This window comes from Streptomyces sp. NBC_00353 (assembly GCF_036108815.1).
Lineage (GTDB): Bacteria > Actinomycetota > Actinomycetes > Streptomycetales > Streptomycetaceae > Streptomyces.
Window position 1 is genome coordinate 5,329,290 of the sequence record NZ_CP107985.1, and the last position, 26,761, is coordinate 5,356,050.

26 protein-coding genes, 2 tRNA genes and 1 pseudogene are annotated in these 26,761 nt (G+C 67.6%); 8 read left to right on the forward strand and 21 right to left on the reverse strand.

Going from position 1 to position 26,761, the window contains the following annotated elements; all coding sequences use genetic code 11:
• Positions 1-156: 156 nt before the first annotated feature.
• Positions 157-1,194, forward strand: a complete 1,038-nt coding sequence (locus OHA88_RS24110; protein WP_328629779.1) for a restriction endonuclease — start codon at positions 157-159, stop codon at positions 1,192-1,194.
• An 81-nt stretch (positions 1,195-1,275) separates the two neighbouring features.
• Here OHA88_RS24110 and OHA88_RS24115 read toward each other — a convergent pair whose 3' ends face one another.
• Genes OHA88_RS24115 through OHA88_RS24140 form a run of 6 tightly spaced genes read right to left on the reverse strand, consistent with a single transcriptional unit; the run spans position 1,276 to position 5,793 of the window.
• A complete protein-coding gene (locus tag OHA88_RS24115) occupies positions 1,276-2,007 on the reverse strand; it encodes a class E sortase (protein ID WP_328627036.1) in 732 nt (243 codons plus the stop codon).
• Between the two features lie 26 nt (positions 2,008-2,033).
• Complete coding sequence (locus OHA88_RS24120; protein ID WP_328627037.1) at positions 2,034-3,398, reverse strand: class E sortase; 1,365 nt, start codon at positions 3,396-3,398, stop codon at positions 2,034-2,036.
• Entirely contained in the window at positions 3,395-4,033 is a 639-nt protein-coding gene (locus OHA88_RS24125; protein WP_030930417.1) for an aminodeoxychorismate/anthranilate synthase component II, read from the reverse strand. The genes OHA88_RS24120 and OHA88_RS24125 overlap by 4 nt, the downstream gene beginning before the upstream one ends.
• A complete protein-coding gene (locus OHA88_RS24130; protein ID WP_030930420.1) occupies positions 4,030-4,212 on the reverse strand; it encodes a hypothetical protein in 183 nt (60 codons plus the stop codon). The genes OHA88_RS24125 and OHA88_RS24130 overlap by 4 nt, the downstream gene beginning before the upstream one ends.
• A gap of 56 nt (positions 4,213-4,268) precedes the next feature.
• Positions 4,269-5,000, reverse strand: a complete 732-nt coding sequence (locus OHA88_RS24135; protein ID WP_328627038.1) for a class E sortase — start codon at positions 4,998-5,000, stop codon at positions 4,269-4,271.
• 25 nt (positions 5,001-5,025) lie between these two features.
• The gene (locus tag OHA88_RS24140) at positions 5,026-5,793 is read right to left on the reverse strand and encodes a DUF881 domain-containing protein (RefSeq protein WP_328627039.1); all 768 of its coding nucleotides are present in this window, start codon (positions 5,791-5,793) and stop codon (positions 5,026-5,028) included.
• Positions 5,794-5,929: 136 nt separating this feature from the next.
• On the opposite strand from OHA88_RS24140, the gene crgA reads away from it, so the two are divergent.
• Positions 5,930-6,184: a cell division protein CrgA gene (gene crgA, locus OHA88_RS24145; protein ID WP_328627040.1), complete on the forward strand. Its 255-nt coding sequence runs from the start codon at positions 5,930-5,932 to the stop codon at positions 6,182-6,184.
• A gap of 301 nt (positions 6,185-6,485) precedes the next feature.
• Here crgA and OHA88_RS24150 read toward each other — a convergent pair whose 3' ends face one another.
• Together OHA88_RS24150 and OHA88_RS24155 are read right to left on the reverse strand one after the other, a co-directional pair.
• A complete protein-coding gene (locus tag OHA88_RS24150) occupies positions 6,486-7,382 on the reverse strand; it encodes a rhomboid family intramembrane serine protease (protein ID WP_328627041.1) in 897 nt (298 codons plus the stop codon).
• 155 nt (positions 7,383-7,537) lie between these two features.
• A complete protein-coding gene (locus tag OHA88_RS24155) occupies positions 7,538-8,065 on the reverse strand; it encodes a peptidylprolyl isomerase (protein WP_030972436.1) in 528 nt (175 codons plus the stop codon).
• A 375-nt stretch (positions 8,066-8,440) separates the two neighbouring features.
• On the opposite strand from OHA88_RS24155, the gene OHA88_RS24160 reads away from it, so the two are divergent.
• The 3 genes and pseudogenes from OHA88_RS24160 to OHA88_RS24170 all read left to right on the forward strand — a co-directional run bounded on the left by OHA88_RS24160 (position 8,441) and on the right by OHA88_RS24170 (position 9,962).
• On the forward strand, positions 8,441-9,166 hold the full coding sequence (locus tag OHA88_RS24160; RefSeq protein ID WP_328627042.1) for a DUF5324 family protein: 726 nt from the start codon (positions 8,441-8,443) through the stop codon (positions 9,164-9,166).
• 196 nt (positions 9,167-9,362) lie between these two features.
• A pseudogene (locus OHA88_RS24165) lies at positions 9,363-9,570 on the forward strand (ATP-binding cassette domain-containing protein); the annotation flags it as partial.
• Positions 9,571-9,608: 38 nt separating this feature from the next.
• Positions 9,609-9,962 (forward strand): LysR substrate-binding domain-containing protein, encoded by a 354-nt coding sequence (locus OHA88_RS24170; protein ID WP_328629780.1) that lies wholly within the window; start codon positions 9,609-9,611, stop codon positions 9,960-9,962.
• Between the two features lie 173 nt (positions 9,963-10,135).
• Here the strand turns inward: OHA88_RS24170 and OHA88_RS24175 are convergent.
• Positions 10,136-10,208: transfer RNA gene (locus tag OHA88_RS24175), tRNA-Ala, on the reverse strand.
• A 170-nt stretch (positions 10,209-10,378) separates the two neighbouring features.
• Between OHA88_RS24175 and OHA88_RS24180 the strand changes: the two genes are divergently transcribed.
• Together OHA88_RS24180 and OHA88_RS24185 are read left to right on the forward strand one after the other, a co-directional pair.
• Positions 10,379-10,927 carry a helix-turn-helix domain-containing protein gene (locus tag OHA88_RS24180; RefSeq protein WP_267004069.1) on the forward strand — a complete coding sequence of 183 codons (549 nt, stop codon included), beginning with the start codon at positions 10,379-10,381 and terminating at the stop codon, positions 10,925-10,927.
• Between the two features lie 80 nt (positions 10,928-11,007).
• Entirely contained in the window at positions 11,008-12,405 is a 1,398-nt protein-coding gene (locus tag OHA88_RS24185) for a serine/threonine protein kinase (protein ID WP_328627043.1), read from the forward strand.
• Positions 12,406-12,458: 53 nt separating this feature from the next.
• Here OHA88_RS24185 and OHA88_RS24190 read toward each other — a convergent pair whose 3' ends face one another.
• From OHA88_RS24190 to OHA88_RS24205, 4 genes are all read right to left on the reverse strand, one after another.
• The gene (locus OHA88_RS24190) at positions 12,459-13,811 is read right to left on the reverse strand and encodes a hypothetical protein (RefSeq protein ID WP_328627044.1); all 1,353 of its coding nucleotides are present in this window, start codon (positions 13,809-13,811) and stop codon (positions 12,459-12,461) included.
• Positions 13,811-14,125 (reverse strand): hypothetical protein, encoded by a 315-nt coding sequence (locus OHA88_RS24195; RefSeq protein WP_328627045.1) that lies wholly within the window; start codon positions 14,123-14,125, stop codon positions 13,811-13,813. The genes OHA88_RS24190 and OHA88_RS24195 overlap by 1 nt, the downstream gene beginning before the upstream one ends.
• Positions 14,122-14,424 carry a hypothetical protein gene (locus OHA88_RS24200; RefSeq protein WP_328627046.1) on the reverse strand — a complete coding sequence of 101 codons (303 nt, stop codon included), beginning with the start codon at positions 14,422-14,424 and terminating at the stop codon, positions 14,122-14,124. The genes OHA88_RS24195 and OHA88_RS24200 overlap by 4 nt, the downstream gene beginning before the upstream one ends.
• Positions 14,425-14,574: 150 nt before the next feature.
• Positions 14,575-14,709 carry a DLW-39 family protein gene (locus OHA88_RS24205; protein WP_003958712.1) on the reverse strand — a complete coding sequence of 45 codons (135 nt, stop codon included), beginning with the start codon at positions 14,707-14,709 and terminating at the stop codon, positions 14,575-14,577.
• A 274-nt stretch (positions 14,710-14,983) separates the two neighbouring features.
• On the opposite strand from OHA88_RS24205, the gene OHA88_RS24210 reads away from it, so the two are divergent.
• The gene (locus OHA88_RS24210; protein ID WP_328627047.1) at positions 14,984-15,352 is read left to right on the forward strand and encodes a DUF6344 domain-containing protein; all 369 of its coding nucleotides are present in this window, start codon (positions 14,984-14,986) and stop codon (positions 15,350-15,352) included.
• A gap of 1,067 nt (positions 15,353-16,419) precedes the next feature.
• On the opposite strand, the gene OHA88_RS24215 is transcribed toward OHA88_RS24210, so the two are convergent.
• The 8 genes from OHA88_RS24215 to dnaN form a co-directional block, all read right to left on the reverse strand.
• Positions 16,420-16,496: transfer RNA gene (locus OHA88_RS24215), tRNA-Ile, on the reverse strand.
• Between the two features lie 70 nt (positions 16,497-16,566).
• Positions 16,567-17,178 (reverse strand): DUF3566 domain-containing protein, encoded by a 612-nt coding sequence (locus OHA88_RS24220; protein WP_328627048.1) that lies wholly within the window; start codon positions 17,176-17,178, stop codon positions 16,567-16,569.
• A gap of 93 nt (positions 17,179-17,271) precedes the next feature.
• Complete coding sequence (gyrA, locus tag OHA88_RS24225) at positions 17,272-19,914, reverse strand: DNA gyrase subunit A (RefSeq protein ID WP_267004081.1); 2,643 nt, start codon at positions 19,912-19,914, stop codon at positions 17,272-17,274.
• 46 nt (positions 19,915-19,960) lie between these two features.
• Positions 19,961-22,030 (reverse strand): DNA topoisomerase (ATP-hydrolyzing) subunit B, encoded by a 2,070-nt coding sequence (gyrB, locus tag OHA88_RS24230; RefSeq protein ID WP_323181204.1) that lies wholly within the window; start codon positions 22,028-22,030, stop codon positions 19,961-19,963.
• A 415-nt stretch (positions 22,031-22,445) separates the two neighbouring features.
• The gene (locus OHA88_RS24235; RefSeq protein ID WP_443044290.1) at positions 22,446-23,039 is read right to left on the reverse strand and encodes a DUF721 domain-containing protein; all 594 of its coding nucleotides are present in this window, start codon (positions 23,037-23,039) and stop codon (positions 22,446-22,448) included.
• Positions 23,036-24,166, reverse strand: coding sequence for a DNA replication/repair protein RecF (gene recF, locus OHA88_RS24240; protein ID WP_328627049.1), 1,131 nt, complete (start codon positions 24,164-24,166; stop codon positions 23,036-23,038). The genes OHA88_RS24235 and recF overlap by 4 nt, the downstream gene beginning before the upstream one ends.
• Positions 24,167-24,251: 85 nt before the next feature.
• Positions 24,252-25,130, reverse strand: coding sequence for a phosphogluconate dehydrogenase (NAD(+)-dependent, decarboxylating) (gene gnd, locus OHA88_RS24245; protein ID WP_326604774.1), 879 nt, complete (start codon positions 25,128-25,130; stop codon positions 24,252-24,254).
• Positions 25,131-25,260: 130 nt separating this feature from the next.
• Positions 25,261-26,391 (reverse strand): DNA polymerase III subunit beta, encoded by a 1,131-nt coding sequence (gene dnaN / locus OHA88_RS24250; protein ID WP_030930479.1) that lies wholly within the window; start codon positions 26,389-26,391, stop codon positions 25,261-25,263.
• Between the last annotated feature and the right edge of the window lie 370 nt (positions 26,392-26,761).

The window sequence follows — 26,761 nt, forward strand, 5'->3', positions numbered from 1 at the left end:
GCTGTGCGCGCCGCGATGCCTGCTGTCCCGGCATACCGCACGTGCAGTCGCAAACCGATCGTATCGTCATATGTCCCGAATCGTTGGACCGTTGGGGTGGCGTGGGGATCAGACCTCACCCAGCTCGCACCGGCATCCGAGACGAGTCGAAAGGACATGAACGTGATCAACGATGCAGTACTGCTGGAGTTGAGGTCTCTACGAGCAAGCATCGGGGAACAGACGGAAGCGTTGGACAGGGTCAAGGTGTTGTCGCTGCTGCCGGACGGCATGCATGTGACGACGGCGATGGTGGCGGCGTGCTTCGAGGTAGGAATTGCAGCCATCAAATCGTTGGTCAAAGATCACCGCGAGGAGATACGAAGCAACGGCTACCGTCTCCTGACTGGGCCGGAACTGAGGTCCTTCAAGGACCTCAGTCAGGTCAAGTCGCGCACACCGTCGCTCGCCATCTTCAGTCGCCGAGCCGTCCTCAACGTCGCCATGCTCCTCCGGGACAGCGAAGTCGCACGTCAGGTGCGTACATACCTGCTCGACAGGGAGTACGCGGCGCGGACCCAGCCTGTGGATAACTTTGTCCATGGTGAGCCCGAGTCCCTCGACGCCTGCATCGACCGACGCATCACCCACATTCTCGGCAAGACCGTCGTCCCCATGTTCAACGCCCTCATCGAGGCCTCCGGTGAGCAGCACAAGGAGCTGATCTCTCTACGGGACGACGTCAAAAAGATCGAGCGGAAGCTCTGCAACCATCACCACCGGCTCAGGCGCCTCGAACAGGCTCAGGGCCCGCGCCCGTACACCGGCGTCATGGCGTCGATCGACGCCATGAGCTGGAGGGAGTTCGAGCATCACGTCGCCGTCCTGCTTCGCCGCGACGGCTGCACCGACGTCGTGGTGCACGGCGGCCCCGGCGACCGTGGAGTGGACGTCACCGCACTGACTGCGGACGGCCGCAGTGTCGTCGTGCAGTGCAAGAGCTTCGCCCCTTACCGTCCGGTCTGGAGTGGCGAAGTACAGAAGTTCCTGGGCGCCTCCAGGGTCCAGCACCGGGCAGACGTGGCTCTCTTCGTAGCGACCACCTCCTTCACACCCGATGCACGCGCCATAGCCGAGACCCACGGCATCACGGCCGTGGACCGAGGCCACCTCGAGAAGTGGAGCGCCGGGGTGCCACTCCCGGTCCTGCAGTAGCCGATCAAGAGTCCACCGGACGTAGAGAGGCCCGAAGTCGCAAAAGGAAGTTGCGGCTTCGGGCCTTTCGCCATCCTAGGGTCAGCGCAGCTCCACCGGTTTCGTACGGTCCTTGTCGACCTTCTCCGTACGCACCAGCTCGCCCCACACGATGTACCGGTACCTCGACGTATAGACCGGCGTGCACGTCGTCAGCGTGATGTAGCGGCCGGGCTTCTTCACGCCCGCTTCCTTCGGGACCGGCTGGAGCACCTTGACGTTGTACTTCGACGTCTGGGGAAGCTCCTTGAAGACCTTGTAGACGTACCAGGTGTCCTTGGTCTCGAAGACGACCGCGTCGCCCGTCTTCACCTTGTCGATGTTGTGGAACTTCGCCCCGTGCCCGTCGCGGTGCGCCGCCAGCGTGAAGTTGCCCTGCTTGTCCCAGGGGAGAGCCGACTTCACCGGGTCCGTGTAATAGCCGGCGATGCCGTCGTTGAGGTTCTCGGTGTCGGTGCCCTTCTTGACCAGCACCTCGCCGTTCTTCATCGCGGGCACGTGCAGGAAGCCGATGCCGTCCTTGGTGTCGAGGGCGCCTGGTCCGTCGGCCCAGCGGTCGCGGACGGTGTGTCCCTGCTTCTCGGCCTCGCGGTCGGCGAGCACATTGGTCCACCACAGGGAGTAGACGACGAACAGGCCCAGCACCAGGCCTGCAGTGATCAGCAGCTCACCGAAGAGACTGACCGCGGTCGCCACGGGGTGACGGTCCCTGCTCCGCACCGGGGGCGCGGACTCGTCGGTCTGTTCTTCCTGCTGCTGGGTCCTCGCTGCCACCGCACCCGTCCCTGTTGTGATGATGTTCAGCCGACGAGCGCGTCGGGCTTTCCCTTGCTGCGCGGCCGTTCGTCGACCATCTTGCCCCAGACGATCAACCGGTACGTACTTGTGAATTCGGGCGTACAGGTCGTCAGAGTGATGTAGCGGCCGGGCTTTGTGAAACCCGATCCGGGTGGCACCGGTCCGATCACGGAGACGTTGGACGGCGACGTCTGCGGAAGGACGCTGGTCATCTCGTACGTGTAGTACGCGTCCTGCGTCTCGACCACGATCGGGTCACCCTTGCGCAGCCTGTTGATGTAGCGGAACGGTTCGCCGTGCGTGTTGCGGTGACCGGCCAGCGCGAAGTTGCCCTTCGCGGCCGACGGCATCGCCGTACGGAGCGCGCCGTCGCCGTAGTGACCGACCATGCCGCGGTCGAGGACCTTCTCCTTGCTGGTGCCCTCGGCGATCGGCGCGACCACATCGAGTTTCGGGATGTGGATGATGGCGAAGCCCTGCCCCGGCTCGAAAGCTCCGGGCTTGCGGTCGCCCTTCGCCCAGTCGTCCTGGATCTTGTGCGTCTCGTTGCCGGCGATCTGGTCCGCGCGCACATTCGTCCACCACAGCTGGTATGTGACGAACAGCAGCATCAGTACACCGAGCGAGATGAACAGCTCGCCGACGACCCGGCTGGCGACGACGGCGGGGCTGTCCTTGGCCGCGCGGGCGGCGCGCCTCGCCTCGACGCGCGTCAGCGGTCTCCCGTCCGGCGCCGTCGATTCCGACCGGCCTTCCGGCCGCGGGTCGGCGCGTCGACGGCCGTGCCCCTTGGCGGCGCGCCGGCGCTCGGCGCGGCCGCCGACGGGTGGGTCCGTCCGCGGTCCGGGTTCGGCCGGCTCCGGGCGGGAGTCGGCAGCCGCCGTGCTGTCCGCGTCGGGCTCCGGTGCGTACTCGGACACGTACTGCGGCTCCGCCACCGGTCGCAGTGGAGGTGCGGGTGGAGGCATCGCACGATCGGCCGTGCGCCGGGGATCGGCCGTCCGCAGACCGACCGTCTCGTCGTTGAGGGGGAGCGGCTGAGGCGAAGACGCCGTGACGGGCTCCTGCTGCCCGTACCAGTCCCGTTCGTACCCCTCGGGGTCGTACCACTCGCGCGGCGGCCCCTGGGGCTCTTGAGCCCCTTGTGACGCCTGTGGCTGCCCGCCCTGCGCCGCCCCGGTGTCGGCCCCCTCCGCCGGAGGGTTCTCCCCCTGGAACCACGGCGAGGCGTGCTGCCCCGGCAGTGGATCGTTCAGGGGATCCGCCAACTGGTCGACTGCCGCCTCGAACGCGCCCGTGGCCTCGTACGCATGTTGCTCGTACGGGCCGTCCTGTCCGGGGTCGTGCTCGGGACGGAGTGCGGTCACGCGACGGCCTTGCCCACCACCGGCGCGAGCCCCACCGACCTCGCGACAGCGCCCGCATCACCGCACTGCGTCAGCCAGTTGGCCAGCATCAGATGGCCGTACTCCGTCAGCACCGACTCCGGATGGAACTGCACGCCCTCCACCGCCAGGTCCCGGTGGCGCAGGCCCATGATGATGCCGTCGGCCGTGCGCGCCGTGACCTCCAACTCCTGCGGGATCGTGTCCGGTTCGGCGGCGAGCGAGTGGTAGCGGGTCGCGGTGAACGGGGACGGCAGTCCGGCGAAAACGCCCTTGCCCTCGTGGGTCACCGGCGACGTCTTGCCGTGCAGCAGCTCCGGGGCGCGGTCCACCACACCGCCGTATGCCACGGCCATCGACTGCATGCCGAGGCAGACACCGAAGACCGGAACGCCGGTCGCAGCACAATGGCGCACCATGTCGACGCAGACGCCGGCCTGCTCGGGGGTGCCGGGGCCGGGCGAGAGCAGGACGCCGTCGAAGCCGTCCTGGGCATGGGCCGTGGTCACCTCGTCGTTGCGCAGCACTTCGCACTGGGCGCCGAGTTGGTAGAGGTACTGAACGAGGTTGAAGACAAAACTGTCGTAGTTGTCGACGACAAGGATGCGGGCGCTCACTGGCCGGCCCCCGTTCCGCTCGTGCCGTCGACCGTCACGTCGCCGAACGGGAGCAGCGGTTCGGCCCACGGGAAGACGTACTGGAAAAGCACATAGACGACGGCGAGCGCCAGGACGAGCGAGATGAGCCCGCGCACCCACACATTGCCCGGCAGATGCTTCCAGATCCAGCCGTACATGCTGTCCCCTCCATTCGGTACGGGACCAGACTAAAGGGCCGGGGCTTGGGCGTGGGTCAGCTGTGGAAAGCTGCGGGTCTGCCGTCGGTCACAGGCTGGGTCGCGTCGAGATGCGCCCAGGCGATCAGCCGGTGGCTGCTACCCCATTCGGGGTCGCAGGTCGTCAGCGTCAGATAGCGTCCGGGGCCGTCGAAGCCGGACTTGCGGGGGACGGGGTCGATCACACCGGTGTCGTTCGGCACGGTCCGGTAGGGCTCCCTGTCGATTCGGTACGTGAACCATGTCGTGCCGTCCGTCACGATCACCGCGTCGCCGGGGCGCAGTTTCGGGAAATCCTTGAAGGGGTCCCCGTACGTGCGTCGGTGTCCGGCCACGGCAAAGTTGCCTGTCGCGCCGAGGGAGGCGGTTCCCCGGTAGTGACCGAGGCCCTTCTGCAACGTTCTGACCTTGGTGTTCTCCAGGATGGGCCACTCCCAGCCCTTGCCGAGGCGGGGGATGTACAGCATCGCGAACGCCTTCCCGTCCGGGTACGCGGCGGGTGCGGGCGGCGCGGGCGCGGTGGAAGCGGACGCATTGGCGGTGGGCGAGGACGAGGGCGACACGGTCGGCGCGGGTGCGGACACGGCCCCGCGAGCCCACCGGTCCTGAAGGCCGTCGATCTGCCCCTCGGTCGCGCCGGCGGCCTTCACCCCGGTCCAGAACAGCACGTACACCACAAAGAGGATGATCAGGGCGCCAACGGTGATGCACAGTTCGCTGAACGTCCTGACGATCAGTCGCACCGACACCGGTCGGCCTCCCCGGAACCGCTCGCTACTTCACCGGCTTCGCATAGTGGAGATCCACTGTGCCCGAGTAGCCGGGAAGAGTCACCGCCTCGCGCTCGTCGACTTTCCAGCCCAGACCGTACGCCTTCACGTACAGCAGGTAGTTCTGGATCGCCGGGGAGTTGTCGAGGGCCTTCTTGAGGCTGTCCGGGTTGCCGACCGCGGTGATCTTGTACGGGGGTGAATAGACCCGGCCCTGCAGGATCAGGGTGTTGCCGACGCAGCGCACGGCACTGGTGGAGATCAGTCGCTGGTCCATGACCCGGATACCGCGGGCGCCGCCCTGCCAGAGAGCATTGACGACCGCCTGCAGATCCTGCTGGTGAATGACCAGGTCATTGGGTTGCGGGTCGGGGTAGCCGGGCTTCGCGGTGGCGTCCGGCGGGGCATCGTCGAGGGTGACGGCGACGGCCCGGCCGGAGAGCTTCGTGGTGCCCGCCTCCCGCTCCAGCGCCTTGAGCCTGGCGTCCTCCGCCTTCGTGCTGCCGTCGTCGCGCTGGGCGAGAGCATCGATGTCGTCGCGCAGGGACGCGTTGGAGTCGTCGAGCGCCGCGTTCTTCCCGCTGCGCTGCTGGATCAGGTCGGAGAGCTTCAGCAGCGAGGAGTCGGTGCGGATGTTGGTGCCCTTGGCCGTGTTGGCGCTGGTGACGAAGATCAGTCCGGCGAGGGCGAACACGGCAGCGGTGAGCACCCGGACCGGGTGCCTGAAGGGGCGCCGGACCGGGTCTTGGGGAGAGTCGGCAGAATTGCTCAACGTACCCTTATCTCCTTCGGCGCCACGGAAGCACTACGCTAACGGACGCCCGGGGGAGGCAGCATTCCCCCTCGCGCCCCGGCGCCAGCCATAGTTCCCTGCGCGGTCACGCAGCGCATCGACAGGAGAGTTCCTCGTGCCGAAGTCACGTATCCGCAAGAAGGCCGACTTCACGCCGCCCCCGGCGAAGCAGACAACCAACATAAAGCTGACCAACCGCAGTTGGGTGGCGCCGGTGATGCTGGCGTTCTTCCTGATCGGTCTGGCCTGGATCGTCGTTTTCTATGTGACCGACGGCGATCTGCCGATCAATGCGCTCGGGAACTGGAACATCGTCGTCGGCTTCGGCTTCATCGCCGGCGGCTTCGGCGTCTCCACACAGTGGAAGTAGCTCCACCTCGTACCCGGCACCACAGCTGACCCCGGTATTGCAACCCTTGCCCTGAGTTACCCACAGCGTTATCCACAGGCGGGGGAAAAGGTCAGACGATCTGTGGATAACTCCTTGGATGTTGACGCCGGTGTGACTGCAGCCTCCCCCGTCGAGGGGTGGCACGCCCCTTGTCCGGGCTGGAAAAACCCAGCTCAGCGACAAGGGGCACAGTTGTACCCACAGAATGCACAAGATCACGCCCCTGCTGTGGACAACTGCACGAAGGGCGACCTCGGCCGGTCCGCGATCACCCCTGTGATCAGGTCAGTGCGGCCGTTCTCGCGACCACGATGAGGATCACTGCCGCCAGGACCAGCGCACAGGTGCCGTACTGCACCAGCGCACGCCGCCCGCGCGGTGCATGCACCATGGCGATGGCGATCACCGTGCCCGCGATCAGACCGCCGACATGCGCCTGCCAGGCGATTCCACCCCAGGTGAAGGTGAAGAGCAGGTTCAGCGCGAGGAGCACGAGGACCGGCCGCATGTCGTAGTTCAGGCGGCGCATGAGCACGGCGGTGGCGCCCAGCAGACCGAAGATGGCGCCGGAGGCACCGAGCGAGGGCTGATTCGGTGCGGCGAGCCAGTAGGTGAGAGCGCTGCCCGCCAGGCCTGAGAGCAGATAGAGCGCGAGATAGCGGGCGCGCCCGAGCGCTGCCTCCAGGGGGCCGCCGAGCCACCACAGTCCCAGCATGTTGAACGCGATGTGCCACACCTCCTGGTGCAGGAACATCGATGTCACCAGCCGGTACCACTGGCCCTCCGCAACACCTTCCGGCGGGCCGCCGTAGTAGAGGTTGGCCCGGCCGAAGAGCGTCAGGTCCTGGAGCAGCGCCCCCTTCACGTGAACCACGATGAACAGGGCGATATTGAGAGCGAGCAGGATCTTGGTGACCAGCCGGGGGTCGGCCGCGACGGTGCCGCCGGCGAGGGTGCGCGGCTGATTGGCCGCCGGTCCGTGCCCCGTGCCGGATCCCTGGCGGACGCAGTCCGGACACTGGAAGCCGACCGAGGCGCTGACCATGCACTCGGTGCAGATCGGGCGGTCGCAGCGGGTGCAGCGGATCCCTGTCTCACGGCCCGGGTGGCGGTAGCAGCCGAGCGGGCCGTCGGTGGCGGCGGAGTGGTCCCGGCTGCCGGGCGGCTGCTCGTCCATCGGTCCCATCACTTCCTGGTCCCCTCGGTATCTCTCGTGAGCGGCAGCGCACACAAAGCCGCCCTGCTCATCCGCTATGTAAGCAGTACGGACAAGCAGGGCGGTTGGTTCCCGTCAGAGGAATCAGAGAGTGATCACCTGGTGACCACCGGAGATCATCGGGTCTCGACGACGACCGACTCGATCACCACGTCCTGCACCGGACGGTCGGTGCGGGCGTTGGTCTGGGTGCCGGCGATGGCGTCCACGACCTTCTTGCTGGCCTCGTCCGTCACCTCACCGAAGATGGTGTGCTTGCCGGTCAGCCACGCGGTGGGCGAGACGGTGACGAAGAACTGCGAGCCGTTGGTGCCCGGGCCGGCGTTGGCCATGGCCAGCAGATACGGCTTGTTGAAGCTGAGGTCCGGGTGGAACTCGTCACCGAACTCGTAGCCCGGGCCACCGGTGCCGTTGCCCAGCGGGTCGCCACCCTGGATCATGAAGCCGCTGATGACACGGTGGAAGACGGTGCCGTCGTACAGCCGGTCCTTGGACTTCTTGCCGGTCGCGGGGTGGGTCCACTCGCGCTCGCCCGTGGCGAGCTCGACGAAGTTCTTGACCGTCTTGGGCGCGTGGTTCGGCAGAAGCCGGATCTCGATGTCGCCTTGGTTGGTCTTCAAGGTGGCGTAAAGCTGCTCGGCCACGATCTGCCTTCCGTAAGTCTTCGCTGACGTCCACCGATCCTCGCACGGACCATCCCTCACGGCGCCCGACCGCCACCCGCGAACGGACATCCCTCACCTTCTTGCCTGATTTCACGCCGCTCGCCTGCCGCTTCCCGCAGGAACAAATGAGGCCAAGCGCGTGACGAACCGGCGCGTACTGAGCTGAACCGTGGCATTGTCGTCGGCAAGCTCCCCTTGCACCGCATTGCCCGAGGACGTCTCTCACGACCGTCCCTCACAACGGTCGCTCATGACCCGGATGCCCGCCCCACATGCCACTTGGGCCACCGGCAGGCATGATCTCGAAATGGGTGGAAAGGCGGAGTACTACCCGCCACCAAGGAGGAGGATCCCGTGACCCGCATCGACAGCGTGCGCGCCGCAACCGACTCGGCGAAGGAGAGCGTGCAGCACGCCGCGGAAGTGGTGGCGCCCTACGCCGAAACGGCCAAGGACCAGGCCGCACGCTATGCGCACGAGGCCCGTACGCGGCTCGCGCCGAAGGCGTCGAAAGCAGCCCAACAGGCCCGCGTCCAGTACGACGCATATCTGGCACCACATATCGAACTGGCCCGCTCTCATGTGCCACCCAAGGTCGACGAGGCCGCGCAGCGCGCCGCGCTCCGCACCCGCCGGGCCGCCAAGAACGCCGCGGAGTACACCGTGCCCCGCGTCGAGTCCGCGGTGGCCGCCGCCCAGCCCGTCGCCGAGGAGGCCACGTCCCGCAGCATCGCGGCCCTGGCCGCCCTGCGCGGGCAGGTCACGCCGAAGGAGATCCAGCAGCTGGCCAGAAGGAACAGGAGGCGGGCCAAGGCCGGCCGCGCGCTCAAGGGTTTCGCCGTGGTCTCCCTGCTGGCGGCCGCCGCCTATGCCGCCTGGCGGTGGTGGGACAAGCAGGCCAACCCGGACTGGCTGGTCGAACCCCCCGCCCCCACGGAGGTCTCCGACCGCGCACCGTTGGCCTCGGTCGACGGCAGCGGCCCGACGGTCCTCGACCCCGAGGTCCGGGCCAAGCAGGACGACACCGGCCCCGACGGGACGGACGAGGTGGACGGAACTGACCTCGACGACCGCCGCTGAGCCACCGGCCCAACAGAACGGGCGCCGGAAAACCCTGAGGTTTTCCGGCGCCCGTTGTGTTGTCCGTGGTGACCATCGGCAGAAGAGAAGAGTGGACTTTCCGCTTCCGCCCCGATCCTCTCCCACGAATGCACTACGCCGTCGTCCATGAAGACGAGGGAGTCGCCGACTTCGCGTGCGCGGCCTGGCCGACAAGGCCGGCAACTACCCCCTCCCAGCTCTCCGGTGGGCAGCAACAGCGCGTCGCCATCGCCCGCGCCCTGGCGATGGAACCCAAGTTGATGCTCTTCGACGAGCCCACCTCCGCTCTCGACCCCGAACTCGTCGGCGACGTCCTCGACGTCATGCGCGGCCTCGCCGAAGACGGCATGACCATGGTCGTCGTCACCCACGAAATGGGCTGGCACACGTATCGCTCGAAGAACTCAGGCACGACGACTGGATCGGCGCGGCCGATCCCCGTGACCCGTGCGAACGCCTCGTGTCGTGGGCCTGCGCCCAGCACTCCTTCGAGCCCGTGCACACCCTGCGTACGGACGACTACGCAGTCGTCCAGGGATTCGTCGCAGCAGGCGCGGGCGTGGCGCTCATCCCCCGGCTCGCCCTCGGCCCCGCGCGCGAGGACGTCGCCGTACGACGGCTCAAGGGCGCCCCGCTGGCACGGGAGATCAGCGTTGCCGTGCTCCGTACCACCGCCGCGCGCAGCATTCGCGAGCTGGTGGAGGCCCTCACCGAACAGGCGAGGCTGATCCAGCGGCGCTGGAGCGATGCGGACGCCGACGCCGGACTCGCGTAGCGGGCTTCGCGCGGTCCTCGTCAGCCACTGCCGCGGACTCGCTTTCGTCCCGCTTCCCGATGGATGCCACACGGCGGCGGTACAGCGGACCCGCACTGACACGGTGCTGACGTCAGAAACGCAGAGACTCCCCTGGTCTGCGTTTCCACAGGCCAGGGGAGTCTCTACAGATGTGGAGCCTAGGAGATTCGAACTCCTGACATCTGCCTTGCAAAGGCAGCGCTCTACCAACTGAGCTAAGGCCCCGAAAAGCGGACAGCACCGGACGCATCAGCGTCTCGGTCACCGCCGCAGACCAGACTACCGGGTGACCCCCTGAATCTTCCAAAAAGATTGGGGCTCCCGGTCGGCAACCCCTCTCCGTAAGATGCTCGTCGAGGTTCGCAGCAGCGAAGCCGCAGCGAAGGGGAGACGCAATGGACGCAGCTCAGCAAGAGGCAACGGCAAGAGCCAGGGAGCTTCAGCGCAGTTGGTACGGAGAGCCACTGGGGGCGCTCTTCCGTAGGCTGATCGATGATCTCGGCCTGAATCAGGCCCGGCTCGCCGCCGTACTCGGGCTGTCCGCCCCCATGCTCTCCCAGCTGATGAGCGGCCAGCGCGCGAAGATCGGCAACCCGGCGGTCGTCCAGCGTGTCCAGGCCCTGCAGGAACTGGCCGGCCATGTCGCCGACGGCAGCGTCAGCGCGGGGGAGGCCACCGACCGCATGGAAGAGATCAAGAAGTCCCAGGGCGGTTCCGTCCTCACCGGCACCGGTCAGACCTCGACCACCGGCGGGGCACCCACCGTCCGGCGTGTGGTCCGCGAGATCCAGTCGCTGCTGCGGTCGGTATCGGCCGCCGGGGACATCATCGATGCCGCCGACTCCCTCGCCCCGACCCACCCGGAACTGGCAGAGTTCCTCAAGGTGTACGGAGCAGGGCGCACCGCGGACGCTGTCGCGCACTACGAGGGACACCAGGGCTAGGGCCTGTCCGACAAGTCCTAGGGCACTACCCCGAGAGCCGGGCACGAGCCGAAACAGGAACTGGGAGCGGGCGCAGCGCAATGGGTGAGGTCTTCGCGGGTCGGTACGAGCTGATCGATCCGATCGGACGTGGTGGCGTCGGCGCCGTCTGGCGTGCCTGGGACCACCGGCGCCGCCGGTACGTGGCGGCCAAGGTGCTCCAGCAGAGCGACGCGCACACGCTGCTGCGCTTCGTCCGCGAGCAGGCACTGCGGATCGAGCATCCGCATGTGCTCGCCCCGGCCAGTTGGGCTGCGGACGACGACAAGGTCCTGTTCACCATGGATCTGGTCAGCGGCGGCTCGCTGGCACATGTCATCGGCGACTACGGCCCGCTGCCCCCGCGCTTCGTCTGCACGCTGCTGGACCAGCTGTTGTCCGGGCTGTCGACGGTGCACGCGGAGGGGGTCGTGCACCGCGACATCAAGCCCGCCAACATCCTGATGGAGGCCACCGGCACCGGCCGGCCGCATCTGCGGCTCTCCGACTTCGGTATCTCCATGCGCAAGGGCGAGCCGCGCCTCACCGAGACCAACTATGTGGTGGGAACGCCGGGTTACTTCGCGCCCGAGCAGATGATGGGTGCGGAGCCCGACTTCCCGGCGGATCTCTTCGCCGTCGGTCTCGTCGCGCTGTATCTGTTGCAGGGTCAGAAGCCCGACTCCAGGGCTCTCGTCGAGCATTTCGCGTCGCACGGCACGCCCAGCGCCCCGCAAGGCATCCCGGAACCGCTGTGGCAGGTCCTCGCGGGCCTGCTCCAGCCGGATCCTCATGCCCGGTTCCGGACGGCCACGGGCGCGCGCAAGGCCCTGACCGCCGCTGTCGAGATGCTGCCGGAGCCCGGCGTCGACGACGAACCGGTGGAGGTCTTCGACCAGATCGGCCCGCTGCCCGCCGGATTCGGTCCCGCAGGCCCCCTCGCGGCCCCCCGAACTCCCGCCCAACCCACGCATGCCTCGCAGAACGTACAGATCACACCCACGGGCCAGGAACTCCAGCAGGACGCCCATCTGTCCAAACAGCCGCCTGTACAGCCGTCCGTACCGCAGCCGCACACCCCGTCGCCGTCCCAGATGTCGGAGACGGGCAGCTTCCACCTCGCCCCGCCTCCGCAGCAGCCACCCAGCCCCCAGCCACAGGCCCAGCCCCAGCCGGTGCAGCCGGCCGTTTTCCCCCATCCGCTCCCGGCGCATACAGGCTCCCCTTTCCCTGCCGCCGCGCCGGATCCCTCCCAGGCCCCGACAGCCGCGGTGCAGCACGAACAAGCTCTCACTCGTGCTTACACCGCTCAGCAGCCGCAGGTTCCCCATCCCACAGTGGGAGTTCCCGCGCACGTTCCGCAGAAGCGTCCGGGACCGCCCCCGAAGGTGGCGGTCCCGGTCCTGCTGGTGGCGCTGATCTGTTTCGCCGTGGGCATCTGGGCGCTGACGCAGACCTGAGTTCGCCGCCCTCAGCCGCTGACGGCTCCGGACCGCCAGGCCCGCGCCCGGAATCACCAGGCCTGCGGCGGACCTCCGTACGGCGGCTGTCCGGCCGTGCCCACGGCTGCCTGCCCGCCCGCGACGGTCTCCGCGCGTCGCCGCGCGAGCAGCGTCCACGCCCCGAGCCCGAGCACGAGCACGGCGCCCGCGCCGATCCCGACGGCGGCAACCACCTTCATCGTGTCGCTCTTGGCGGCCTGCGGGGCGCTCTGCCCGCTCCTGGCCATGTCCTTGTCGTCCTGTGTGACACCGAAGACCCCGGCGGAACCCTCGTACGGCGACGGACCCGCGGCGTTCTCGACCTTCACCTTGAGGGTCATCGGGATCGCCTTCTTGCCGTAAGCTTTCTCGACCTCCGGGCTCAGCGTCACCGACAGGTAGTACCAGCCCGCGAACCGCATGGCGCTGACATCGGCGCCGGAGGCGAACCGGTTCTCGTACGCCACCGGGGGCAGCGGATCCAGTGACACGGAGGCCGGCCTGCCGGAGTACGACAGCGGCGAGGCCTCGTCGACATGGCCGTGCGCCGGATTGTCCAGGGACAGCGCGAGCGCGCTGCCTACGTATTCGTCCGATCCGTCGACGCTGTTGCCGAGATCGACGGTGGCGAAGATCTGCTGTCCCCAGTCCACCGGCACCTGGTAGAAGCGGGTCTGCCCCGGCTCGATGCTGTCATCCCACTCGCCGGTCTCCAGGCTGGTGGCGTCGTAATAACTGGTGCCGCCCGGCCGCTCCTGCGCGGCCTGGGTGGGCGGTGACGGCGACGCCGACGGCCAGTTCGCCGGCGCCTCGGTCGGTACCGACCCGCCCTTCTTCAGCTTCGGCTCCGACTCGTAGCGGAGCTCCAGGTCCCACTCCTCCGGAGTCGAGGTCTCCTTGCCCTCCCGCTCGACCAGCACGTTGTACGTACCGGCCTCGTTGCAGGTGGTGCTGTCCTTCTCCGGGACCCGGTACGCGTAAGCGGCGATCGGGCGGGGGAACTCCGCCGACTCGAACCTGGCATCCTCCGAGCTGCACTGCAGGTCGGTGCTGTCCCGGATGCTGACCTTAATGCCGTCCCCGTACGCGACCTGACCACCGAGCTTGGGCACCGCCACCGCCGAGACATACGCATTCGTGTCGGCATCGAGGTCGAGGCGGTAGTAGAGCTTCTCGCCCGGCTTGATCGAGCTCTTGTACACGGATCCGGGGGTCAGTGCCGACGCGTCGGTGCTGACCTCCGCGCCCCGAACCGCCTTGGCCTCGGGGTCGAAGGTGTACGGAGCAGGCTCCCCGGCCGCGTACGCCTGCCCCGGCAGCGCCGCCACCGCGCACATCGCCGCGACCGCGGTCAGCGTCGCCCGGCCCCTGTTGCGCTGCCTCATCACGCGCTTCCCCTCGTCGTCTGGGTGGCCACCCTGCGGCGGCTGCGCACGAACACGAGCCCCGCGATCACAACCACCACGGCGCCCGCCCCGGCAGCGGCCGCGATGCCCGTCCATCCTGCCCCGCCCGTACCATCGCTGTCTGCGGCCGCAGTCGAATTGCCCCTCTTGTCCGGCCCGTTGTCCGTCTTCTTCCCGAGGACGGCCGCACCGTGCTCCGGTCCGGCCCGCTCGTCGCCGAGCACTGATACCCGAAGCACCACGCCGATCTGCGGGTTCTCGGCGATCTCAGCGGCCCGCGCACCCAGCGTCACGGAAATGCAGAACTCGCCAGACCGTCCACGACCGTGCCCACTGCGCTACGCGCAGTCTCCATCCGGGTCCGGCCGGTGCCGTCGTCGTCCGCCATGGATCCGGAGGAGTCGAGCACCATGACAAGGCTGCTGTTGTCCGGGGCAGCCATGCCCGGCGGCGCGGCAGCTGCACCATGGGCGCCGTGGGCTCCGGATCCCGCCGCCGCGGCCGGCAGCGCTCCTGCCATCAGGGCGAGCAGCGCCCCGCCGGCCCATGTCCCCACTGCTGTTGCAGTCCAGCGGTGATTGAGTCCTCTCACCCGTGCCCCCTCGGCCGAAATTCCGGCTTCTTTGCTCACGCAACTTATTGATTTGCGTAGGTGAACTCAAGGGCACAGGTGTCACGGTCCCGCAACAGCACGAGGCCCCGGCCGCTCAGCGACCGGGGCCCCGCAAAAGGCTGTTCTGTCTCACACACCCGAACCTGCGGGCACGGAGTCAGTCGCCTCCGTCCACAGATCCTGCTCGGCGCGATCCGCCTGGATCTGGCGGTACACGAGGAGCCCGCCGATGGCGGCCAGTGCGACCAGGAGAAGCTTCTTCACCGCGCGACCTCGTCTTTCCTTGACGTAGGAGACTTCTGCCGCCCGACTATACACACCGGCCGATATCGATCGGTTACCTCCCCGCGACCCGGCCGGCGCCCGGGCAAACCCCACCATCCCGACCAGCCCGCGCCGACTCGTCCAGCCCGGTTGAACCATACGAGTGGTGTTCATCTGAAGATCGGCGGATCGCTGGCGTCGATCCCTGAAATCGCAAGCCGGATCCACATCATCAGAAAGGTAAGCAAACCGGACCACCCGAAAGCGAGGGGCCATGAGCGCCTTCAAGGTCAAGAGCATCTGGACCGCCTTCATCACCGCCTTCTTCGCGCTTCTCGCGTCGATGGGGCTCATCAGCGCCCCCGCCGCGACCGCGCAGCAGCCGACGGCCACGAACCAGGAGCACACGGGTGCTGCCACCGCAACCGCGACCACTCCGTCGGTGCGATGGACCCTTCCGCGTGACAGGGCGCTGCCCCCCACCATGAAGCAGCGCATCCGCGCCGAGGCGCACGGCTCGTCACCGGCCGCCAGGAATCTGACCGTGGACACGAGGAACACCCTGGGCGCCACAGGCACCACAGGTGCCGCCCGCATCGCTCACGGCGCCCCGGCGGGAAAGGCATCACCCCTTCCACCGTGAGAGCGGCGCACCCGACGCACAGGGCCCCTGGTCCGGTTCACACCGGACGGGGGCTTTTTCGTGCGCCCGCGGACGCCCTCGCGGCGTTGCACCGTCCCACGCGCGACAACCGCACCCGGCCGGCCCGTAAGCCCCCACCACAACCGCCCCCGGCGCAACCGATCCCCCAACAGCGCCAGGCGAACCGCAGACAACGGAGAACCCCGACACGCGCAGGCAGCCCGCACACCCCCGCGCACACAGAAGGCCCGGTATCTCCGAAGAGATACCGGGCCTTCTGTTGTCCCTGTGGGGCCAACAGGATTTGAACCTATGGCCTCATCCTTACCAGGTCGGTCCGTGGGCGTCGCGCACCACGGCCAGTCCTGGCCGGTGCTGGGTCCACCTGCCGCGTGAGTCCGGCGGGATTCGCCGGTACCGGCAGTGTTGGTGTCAGCCACTGATGTCATCGCCGGATGGCTCTCTTGGGGCGCCTTGTGCCGCCTCGCCTTCCTCGTCCTCGTCGCACCCATGGCGTCGGGCAAACGCTGCCGTGCCTGCTCCAGACGACCGGCGTGGTCGCGCATGAAGATCTCAACGAGCGACTTCTCCAGGGTGCCGGAGATCGCGTAGATGCCTGACGGCGCGGTCCGGGACGATCGCATCGAGTGGATGACGACCCGCGGGAAGCGGCGGCCATGCTCGCCGACCTTCTGGGAGATCCGCTCATCGGCCTGATGTCGGCCGACAATCACGAGCGCAAGCATGATCGGCGAGAGGGCTAGGGGCTCCGCTGAGCGAAGGCCCAAGCGAACCACGCCACGCCGATCACGCAGATCACGAATCCCGCGAGAAGGATCCAACGCACAAAGGCCCAATCCAGCTTCCCGCGCTCGAAGGGATCCCCGTCATCGGTGCTGTCGGACCAACCGTGATCAGTCATGGCGCCCCCGCTGTCCCTGAGGTGTGAGCCTCGGCACAGCAGCCGAACCCACTGCACTCGGGGCTGCTGGCAGATCTGCTCATTGGCTGATGTCAGCCGGAGATGTCAAAGACCCCCAACCATGATCGGTTGGGGGTCTTTGTACTGGTGGGGCTAACAGGATTTGAACCTGTGGCCTCATCCTTATCAGGGATGCGCTCTAACCAACTGAGCTATAGCCCCGCCGCGCTGCGCGCTGACTTCTGAAGATTAGCGCACGTCGGGGCCAGTCCCAAAATCGATACCCGAAGCCCTACTCGTCCTCGGCCAGCGTGAGCTCCACGCCGCCCACGAAGCCCGCCGACAAGTTGTAGATGAAGGCGCCCAGCGTCGCCAGCGCGGTGGCCAGCACCACGTCGATCACCGCGATGACCGACGTGAAGATGAGAACGCGCGGAAGCGACAGGAACGACTGCAGATCGAAGCCGTTGCTCTCGTTGGAACCGGTCGCCTCGCTGATCGTGCCGCCCACGGTGGAGAAGACGCCCATGGCGTCCATCACCATCCACAGGACCGCGGCCGCCACGATGGTGCAGATGCCGAGCGCGATGGAGAGCAGGAAGCTGACCTTCATCACCGACCACGGGTCGGCCTTCGCCACCCGCAGTCGCGCCTTACGGATGCGCGGAGTTGTCCGCGCCCCCGTCCGGGGCAGACGGGTCGCCTGCGTGCCACCGGCGCCCTGTGTGCCGTGCTGCTGCGCTCCTTGGGGCCGGCCGCCCTGCGTCCCGCCCGCGGGCGAGGCGTACGCCTGTGGCGGGTGGTAAGGCCCGCCTGCCTGCCCCGGTGCGGGCTCGCGCTCACCGGGCAGCGGCCCGGTCGCGTATCCCTCGTACTGGGGCTGAGGCCCCCGGGTGTCTGTCACAGTGCCCCCTTGGGAGTCCGTGGCAGGGCCACGGGCACCGTTCGCTCCAGCTCCGGAAGCGGCCGAACCGGCGCCCGTGGCTCCACTCACGCTCTACTCCTCGTGCTCCCCGGCCGAAGGCGACATGCCTTCGACAGTGCCCTCGACAGTCGACTCGGCTGTCGTCACCTCGGCAGTCGTCTCAGCCGTCTCGCCCTCGGCGTCATCGGCCCCGTCGACCTCTTCGGCCTCGCGGCCGGCCTCGGCGTTACGAGCGATACCGACGACGGCATCGCGCTTGCCCAGATTGATCAGTTGGACGCCCATGGTGTCACGGCCCGTCTCCCTGACTTCATTGACTCGCGTACGAATCACACCACCGCCGAGCGTGATGGCAAGGATCTCATCCGTCTCCTCGACCACCAGCGCGCCGACCAGCGAGCCCCTGTCCTCCACGATCTTGGCGGCCTTGATGCCGAGGCCGCCGCGACCCTGAACGCGGTACTCGTCGACGGCGGTCCGCTTCGCGTACCCGCCATCGGTGGCAGTGAAGACGAACGTACCTGGCCGGACGACATTCATCGAGAGCAGTTCGTCGCCCTCGCGGAAACTCATCCCCTTGACACCCGAAGTGGCACGGCCCATCGGGCGCAGCGCTTCGTCCGTCGCAGTGAACCTGATCGACTGGGCCTTCTTGCTGATGAGCAGCAGATCGTCCTCGGCCGAAACCAGCTCCGCACCGATCAGCTCGTCGTCGCTGCCGTCCTCCGTCTCACGGAGGTTGATCGCGATGACACCGCCCGAGCGCGGCGAGTCGTAGTCCTTCAGCACGGTCTTCTTCACCAGGCCGCCCTTGGTGGCCAGGATCAGATACGGCGCGGCCTCGTAGTCGCGGATCGCCAGGATCTCGGCGATCTGCTCGTCCGGCTGGAAGGCCAGCAGGTTGGCGACATGCTGCCCACGCGCATCACGGCCGGCGTCCGGAAGCTCGTACGCCTTGGCCCGGTAGACCCGGCCCTTGTTGGTGAAGAACAGCAGCCAGTGGTGGGTCGTCGACACGAAGAAGTGGTCGACGATGTCGTCTTCCTTGAGCTTCGTGCCGCGTACGCCCTTGCCGCCGCGCTTCTGCGAGCGGTAGTCGTCCGTCTTCGTACGCTTCACATAGCCGCCGCGCGAGATCGTGACGACGATGTCCTCCTCGGCGATCAGGTCCTCGATGGACATGTCACCGTCGAAGGGCACCAGCTTGGAGCGTCGGTCGTCGCCGAACTTGTCGACGATCGCCCCCAGCTCTTCGCTGACGATCTGCCGCTGCCGCTCGGGCGACGCCAGGATCTGGTTGTACTCGTTGATCTTCGCCTGGAGCTCGTCGTGCTCGGCCGTGATCTTCTGGTGCTCCAGCGCGGCCAGTCGGCGCAGCTGCATCTCCAGGATCGCGTTCGCCTGGATCTCGTCGATCTCCAGGAGGCCCATCAGGCCCTCACGGGCGATCTCGACCGTCTGGCTGCGCCGGATGAGGGCGATGACCTCGTCGATCGCGTCGAGCGCCTTGAGCAGACCGCGCAGGATGTGCGCCCGCTCCTCCGCCTTACGCAGGCGGAACCTCGTACGCCGGACGATGACCTCGATCTGGTGCGTCACCCAGTGGCGGATGAACGCGTCGATCGACAGCGTGCGCGGCACCCCGTCGACCAGGGCCAGCATGTTCGCGCCGAAGTTCGTCTGCAGGTCGGTGTGCTTGTACAGGTTGTTCAGTACGACCTTGGCGACCGCGTCCCTCTTCAGCACGACCACGAGGCGCTGGCCGGTGCGCGAGGACGTCTCGTCACGGACGTCCGCGATCCCGCCGACCTTGCCGTCCTTGACCAGGTCGGCGATCTTCTGCGCGAGGTTGTCGGGGTTGGTCTGGTACGGAAGCTCCGTGACGACCAGGCACTGCCGGTTCTGGATCTCCTCGACCGCGACGACCGCGCGCATCGTGATGGACCCACGGCCCGTGCGGTACGCCTCCTCGATGCCCTTGCGGCCCACGACGAGCGCACCGGTCGGGAAGTCCGGGCCCTTGATCCGCTCGATCAGGGCGTCCAGCAGCTCCTCGTGCGAGGCCTCCGGGTGCTCCAGGTACCACTGCGCACCGGACGCGACCTCGCGCAGGTTGTGCGGCGGAATGTTGGTCGCCATGCCGACCGCGATACCCGCGGAACCGTTGACCAGCAGGTTCGGGAAGCGCGCCGGCAGGACCGTCGGCTCCTGATTACGGCCGTCGTAGTTGTCCTGGAAGTCGACGGTCTCCTCGTCGATGTCCCGGACCATCTCCATGGACTGCGGCATCATCTTGCACTCGGTGTACCGCATGGCGGCAGCCGGGTCGTTGCCCGGAGAACCGAAGTTGCCGTTGGAGTCCACCAGCGGCATCCGCATCGACCACGGCTGCGCCAGTCGCACCAGTGCGTCGTAGATCGACGAGTCACCGTGCGGGTGGTACGTACCCATGACGTCACCGACGACACGGGCGCACTTGTAGAAGCCCTTCTCAGGCCGGTAGCCGCCGTCGTACATCGCGTACAGCACACGGCGGTGGACGGGCTTGAGACCGTCCCGTACGTCGGGCAGCGCACGCGACACGATGACGGACATCGCGTAGTCGAGGTAGGAGCGCTGCATCTCCGTCTCGAGCCCGACGGGCTCGACACGCATGCCCACACCCGCGGTTGCGGGTTCCTCTTCGGGCGTCACAGGGGTGTTCTCGTCGGCCATTGCTGGTCAAAGTCCTTTCGAGCGGCGGCTTGCTGGTACGGCCGACTCAGATGTCGAGGAAGCGGACGTCCTTGGCGTTGCGCTGGATGAACGAGCGCCGCGCCTCGACGTCCTCACCCATCAGCACCGAGAAGAGGTCGTCGGCCTGCGCCGCGTCGTCCAGCGTGACCTGGCCGAGCACCCGGTGGTCGACGTCCATCGTGGTGATGCGCAGCTCCTCGGCGTTCATCTCGCCGAGACCCTTGAAGCGCTGGATCGAGTCTTCCTTGATCCGCTTGCCGTTCTGCTTGCCGAGCTCGACAAGGGCGTCGCGCTCGCGGTCCGAGTACGCGTACTCGAAGTCGTCCCGACCCCACTTGATCTTGTAGAGCGGCGGGCGGGAAAGGTAGACGTGCCCGGCCTCGACCAGCGGACGCAGGAAGCGGAAGAGGAACGTCAGCAGCAGGGTGTTGATGTGCTGACCGTCGACGTCGGCGTCCGCCATCAGAATGATCTTGTGATAGCGGAGCTTCTCGATGTCGAAGTCCTCGTGGACTCCGGTGCCGAAGGCCGAGATCAGCGCCTGGACCTCGGTGTTCTGCAGGATCTTGTCGACCCGGGCCTTCTCGACGTTCAGGATCTTGCCTCGGATCGGCAGGATGGCCTGGTACATCGGGTTGCGGCCGGACTTCGCCGAACCACCGGCGGAGTCACCCTCGACGATGAAGATCTCGCACTTCGTCGGGTCGTTGGACTGGCAGTCGCTCAGCTTGCCCGGCAGCGAGGCGCTCTCCAGGAGACCCTTGCGACGCGTCAGATCGCGCGCCTTGCGGGCCGCAACGCGGGCCGTGGCCGCCGCGATGCCCTTACGGACGATGTCCGCAGCCTCGTTCGGGTTCCGGTCGAACCAGTCCGTGAGGTGCTCGTGGACGACCTTCTGGACGAAGGTCTTCGCCTCCGTGTTGCCCAGCTTGGTCTTCGTCTGACCCTCGAACTGCGGCTCGCCCAGCTTCACCGAGATGATCGCCGTCAGACCCTCACGGATGTCGTCACCGGTGAGGTTGTCGTCCTTCTCACGCAGCAGCTTCTTGTCCCGCGCGTACTTGTTGACCAGCGTGGTCAGCGCCGCACGGAAGCCTTCCTCGTGGGTGCCGCCCTCATGCGTGTGGATCGTGTTCGCGAAGGAGTACACACCCTCGCTGTACTGCGTGTTCCACTGCATCGCGATCTCGGCCGAGAGGAGTCGCTCCTTGTCCTCGGCCTCGATGTCGATCACCGACTGGTGAATGACGTCGCCCTTGCGGGAGTTGAGGTACTTCACGAAGTCGACGATGCCGCCCTCGTAGTGGTACGTGACCGTGCGGGCCGCTTCCTCCTCGGCGATCTCGACCGCCTCCGCGACATCCGCACCCGCCGTCGCCTTCGCCGACTCACGCTCGTCGGTGAGCTTGATCGTCAGACCCTTGTTGAGGAACGCCATCTCCTGGAAGCGGCGCGCCAGAGTCTCGAAGGAGTACTCGGTGGTCTCGAAGATGTCACCGTCGGCCCAGAAGGTGACCGTCGTCCCCGACTCCTCGGTGGCCTCGTTACGGGCCAGCGGCGCCGTCGGCACACCGAGCTTGTAGTCCTGGGTCCAGCGGTAGCCGTCCCGCCTGACCTCGACGGAGACGCGCGACGACAGCGCGTTCACCACGGAGACACCTACACCGTGGAGACCGCCGGAGACGGCATAACCGCCGCCGCCGAACTTACCGCCGGCATGCAGCACGGTCAGCACGACCTCGACGGCCGGCTTCTTCTCCGACGGCACGATGTCGACCGGGATACCACGGCCGTTGTCGATCACACGAACCCCGCCGTCGGGGAGGATCGTAACGTCGATCGTGTCCGCGTGCCCGGCCAGGGCCTCGTCGACCGAGTTGTCGACCACTTCCTGCACCAAGTGGTGCAGGCCACGCTCACCGGTCGAGCCGATGTACATACCAGGTCGCTTGCGGACCGCGTCCAAGCCCTCGAGGACGGTGATCGCGCTGGCGTCGTACGAGGCAGTTACCCCGCCGCTCTCACCGGGTGTGGACGGAATGTTCTCGTTGGGGTTGCCGGAATCGGCCACGAAGCGCCCTTTCTGGCACAGCACAGGCCGTTCTCCGGGCAGGCGGGAGCGGCTGCGTCGTTCGGCTTGTATCGACGACTCCCGCGAAGATGCGGGATTGTTCACCAGTCTACCGGTAGCGCCGACATGAATGGGGGTTTGCCGGTACCTGAGTCCGCATGTGCCGCCCTGAATGAGCGCCTGACGACTCCCCATATTCAGGATGGGGCCCTAAGAGGCTCACGCGGGCATTGAGCGCTTCGGCCTGTCAACCTCCCGCTACGGTGAGGGACGCATCAGCCGATCCGTACGGTTTCAATCGCCACAGAACGACATATCCCGGAACCCGCGGGCAGCACAACGCACCAGGCAGCACACCGCCACAGCCGAGCCTCGGCGGAACCGGGAACGGTTGCCGCCGGAGGCCGACAGAGGGCCGAACAAGGAGAGAAAGTGCAGGTCAGCCGTACGTGTCGCCCGGGCCGGTGCTCCCCGGCGCGCGCAGCGGACCGAACCTGCGCTGCGGACCGCCCGGCCCCAGCACCTTGATCAACTTCACTGTGCCGTGCCCCAGATCCGCATTGAGCCGCGCCACCAGCTGCGGCGCCAGCAGCCGCAGCTGCGTCGCCCACGCCGTCGAGTCGCACTGCACCGTGAGCACCCGCTCCTCGGGGTCCTCGTCATAACGCAACGGCACACAGTGATTGGCCAGATCCTCACCGACGATCTGCGGCCACCGACCCATCACCCCGCCCACCGCAGCAGGCGCCTCCCAGCCACGCTCGGTGATCAGACGATTGATCGCAGCGCCCAGCGGCAACGGATCACGGCCGTCCGCCCGCGCCCCGGAACGCAGACCGCCACCCCGTCTGGCCTGCTTCTTCTGCTGGGCCGCAGCGCCCCGCGCCCGGGCCTGCTCCTTCGCGGCACGCAACGCCACCCGAGCCAGATCGACCCCCGACGCCTCCGGCTGCTTCGTCTCGCGCGCCGGTTCCTGCGGGCCCGAGCCGCCGGCAGCGCCCATGCCCTTCGCCGCACCACCGGAGCCACTCATACGCGCTCCACCTCGCCCGCCGAAACCGTGTACCGCGTACCCGCCAACACGCCCGGAACGTCATCGTCCACCGCGGCCGTCACCAGCACCTGCTCGCCCGGAGCCACCAACTCCGCCAACCGCTCCCTGCGCCGCGCATCCAGCTCGGCGAAGACATCGTCCAGGACGAGCACCGGCTCATTGCCCTCGCTGCGCAGCAGATCGTACGAAGCCAGCCGCAGCGCCAACGCGTACGACCAGGACTCGCCATGGCTCGCGTACCCCTTGGCGGGCATGCCGCGCAGCCCCAACAGCAGATCGTCGCGGTGCGGGCCGACCAGCGTCACACCCCGCTCGATCTCCTGCTTACGCACCTCCGCGAGGGCGGCGATCAGCTGCTCGTACAGCTCGTCCCGGGTACGGGCCGGCTCCACGCCCGCACCGACCGAACTGCGGTACTCCAAGGTCACGGGGCCACCGCCGGGCGCGACATCCGCATACGCCTTGTCGGCCAGCGGCTGCAGGGTCGCGATCAGATCGAGCCGCTGCGCCAGCAGCTCCGCGCCCACCCGGCCCAGATGCTGGTCCCACACATCGAGGGTGGACAGATCCATCGACCGGCCACCGTGCCGGCGCGCCATCGCCGCAGATTTCAGCAGGGTGTTGCGCTGCTTCAGCACCCGCTCGTAGTCCGAGCGGACCCCCGCCATCCGCGGCGAACGCGCCGTGATCAGCTCGTCGAGGAAGCGCCGGCGCTCCCCGGGATCGCCCTTGACCAGCGCCAGATCCTCCGGAGCGAACAGCACCGTCCGTACGATCCCCAGCACATCACGCGGCCTGACCTGCGACGATCTATTGATCCTGGCGCGATTGGCCTTGCCCGGGTTGAGCTCGAGCTCGATCAGCTGGGAGCGCTCGCCCTGTGCGACGGCGGCCCGGATGACAGCCCGGTCCGCGCCCATCCGTACGAGCGGCGCGTCGGAGGAGACGCGGTGGCTGCCGAGCGTCGCGAGGTAGCCGACGGCCTCGACGAGATTCGTCTTGCCCTGACCGTTGGCACCCACGAACGCGGTGACGCCCGAATCAAGAGGTACCTCGACCCGGGCGTACGAGCGGAAGTTGGCCAGCGAGAGATGCGTGACATGCATGGGTGTACGCCGACCTTCCCGGCTTCCTGCTCCGTGCTCCGTAGCGCGGGCCGGTGATGCTGGTCCGGCCCGCCTTGCGTTGCGGTTACTTCTTGTTCTCGACCGCGTGGCCGCCGAACTGGTTGCGCAGCGCCGCGATCATCTTCATCTGCGGGGAGTCGTCCTGCCGCGAGGCGAAACGCGCGAAGAGCGACGCGGTGATCGCGGGCAGCGGCACCGCGTTGTCGATCGCCGCCTCCACCGTCCAGCGTCCCTCACCCGAGTCGGCGGCGAAGCCGCGCAGCTTGTCGAGGTGCTCGTCGTCGTCCAGCGCGTTGACCGCCAGGTCGAGCAGCCAGGAACGGATGACCGTGCCCTCCTGCCAGGAGCGGAAGACCTCACGTACGTCGGTGACGGAGTCGACCTTCTCCAGCAGTTCCCAGCCCTCGGCGTAGGCCTGCATCATGGCGTACTCGATGCCGTTGTGGACCATCTTCGCGAAGTGGCCGGCGCCGACCTTGCCCGCGTGGACGGAGCCGAAGTCACCCTCCGGCTTCAGGGCGTCGAAGATCGGCTGGACCTTCGCCACGTGGGCGGCGTCGCCGCCGTACATCAGCGCGTAGCCGTTCTCCAGGCCCCAGACGCCACCGGAGACACCGCAGTCGACGAAGCCGATGCCCTTGATGCCCAGCTCGACCGCGTGCTTCTCGTCGTCCGTCCAGCGGGAGTTCCCGCCGTCCACGACGATGTCGCCGGGCGACAGCAGCGCGGCCAGCTCGTCGATCGTGGACTGTGTCGCCGCACCGGCCGGGACCATCACCCAGATGACCCGCGGGCCCTTCAGCTTGCCCACAAGCTCTTCGAGACTGTGGACATCGGAGACGTCCGGATTGCGGTCATAACCGAGGACGGTGTGGCCTGCGCGGCGGATGCGCTCGCGCATGTTGCCGCCCATCTTGCCGAGGCCGACGAGACCGAGCTCCATCAGAGATTCCTTAAGCGTTGTGCCGATTCGTACCCAAAGCCGAGCGTACGCCCGGGCGGGGACAGGCCGACGGGCATGCTCGGCGCTGAGCGTGCCCGTCGGGATCTGCCGTGACGGACCGACGGTCGTATCAGCCGGAGAGGCGGACCGGCATGATCAGGTACTTGTACGCGTCATCCGCCTCGGCATCCACCGCGGGCCGGCCGCTGAGCAGCGCAGGCTTGGTGGACGTCGTGAAGGAGAGCTGGGCGACCGGGGAGTCGATCGCGCTGAGCCCGTCGAGCAGGAACGTCGGGTTGAAGGCGATCGAGATGTCGTCGCCGTCCAGCACGGCGTCGACACGCTCCACAGCCTGTGCATCGTCGCTGGAACCGGCTTCCAGGATCAGCACACCCTGCTCGAAGCTGAGCCGCACCGGGGTGTTCCGCTCGGCGACGAGAGCCACACGCTTGACAGCCTCGACGAACGGGGCGGTCTCGATCACCGCGACCGAGTTGAACTCGGTGGGGAACAGCGTCCGGTACTTCGGCAGATCACCTTCGAGCAGCCGCGTGGTGGTTCGCCGGCCCGCGCCCTCGAAGCCGATGAGGCCCTCACCGGCACCCGAGCCGGACAGGGCCAGAGTCACCGTGTCCCCACTGGTCAGCGCCTTGGCGGTATCCAGCAGCGTCTTGGCGGGCACCAGGGCGACGGCCGAGGCGTCCGGGTTCTCCGGCTTCCACAGGAACTCACGGACCGCGAAGCGGTAGCGGTCGGTGGAGGCCAGGGTGACCGTGTCGCCCTCGATCTCGATCCGCACACCGGTCAGGACGGGCAGCGTGTCGTCGCGACCCGCCGCGATGGCGACCTGGGCGGCGGCGGAGGCGAAGACCTCGCCGGGGACCGTGCCCGTCGCGGTCGGCATCTGCGGCAGCGCCGGGTACTCCTCCACAGGAAGGGTGTGGAGTGTGAATCGCGAGGAGCCGCAGACCACCGTGGCCCGTACACCGTCGGTGGAAATCTCCACCGGGCGGTTGGGAAGGGCGCGGCAGATGTCGGCGAGCAGTCGGCCGGAGACCAGCACCGTGCCGTCCTCCTCGACCTCGGCGTCCACCGAGACCCGGGCCGAGACCTCGTAGTCGAAGCTCGAGAAGCTGAGAGCCCCGTCCTCAGCCTTCAGCAGAAGGCCCGCAAGAACGGGCGCCGGCGGACGGGCCGGAAGGCTGCGAGCCACCCAGGCCACCGCCTCCGCGAGTACATCGCGCTCCACCCGGATCTTCACCGGAACCGCCTCCTGCTGTTGCTCGCTCGCCCTGCTGGCCTTCGTCGTCTGGTCGGGGTCACTCCGCCGATGGCAGGAGGAGGACGCCGGGGACCAGTCTGACGTACGGCACCGACACTCGGTGCTGCTCGGGGTCAAGTCGCGACAAGAGGTTCGGGGAGCTCCGGCGTCGAGTTGTGCACAGGCCCCACTTCGAAGCAGATTCCGAGCTAACTCTAAGTGGCAGTAGTAGTAGGGGCTGTGGAAACCGTGGATAACGTCGTTTCCGCAGGTCAGACCCCATTTTTTGTCCACCGGCCCTGTGGGCGGCACCGGTGGACAACCCGGTGTTTCTGTGGACACACGAAAGTTCTGCACACCCGATGCACAG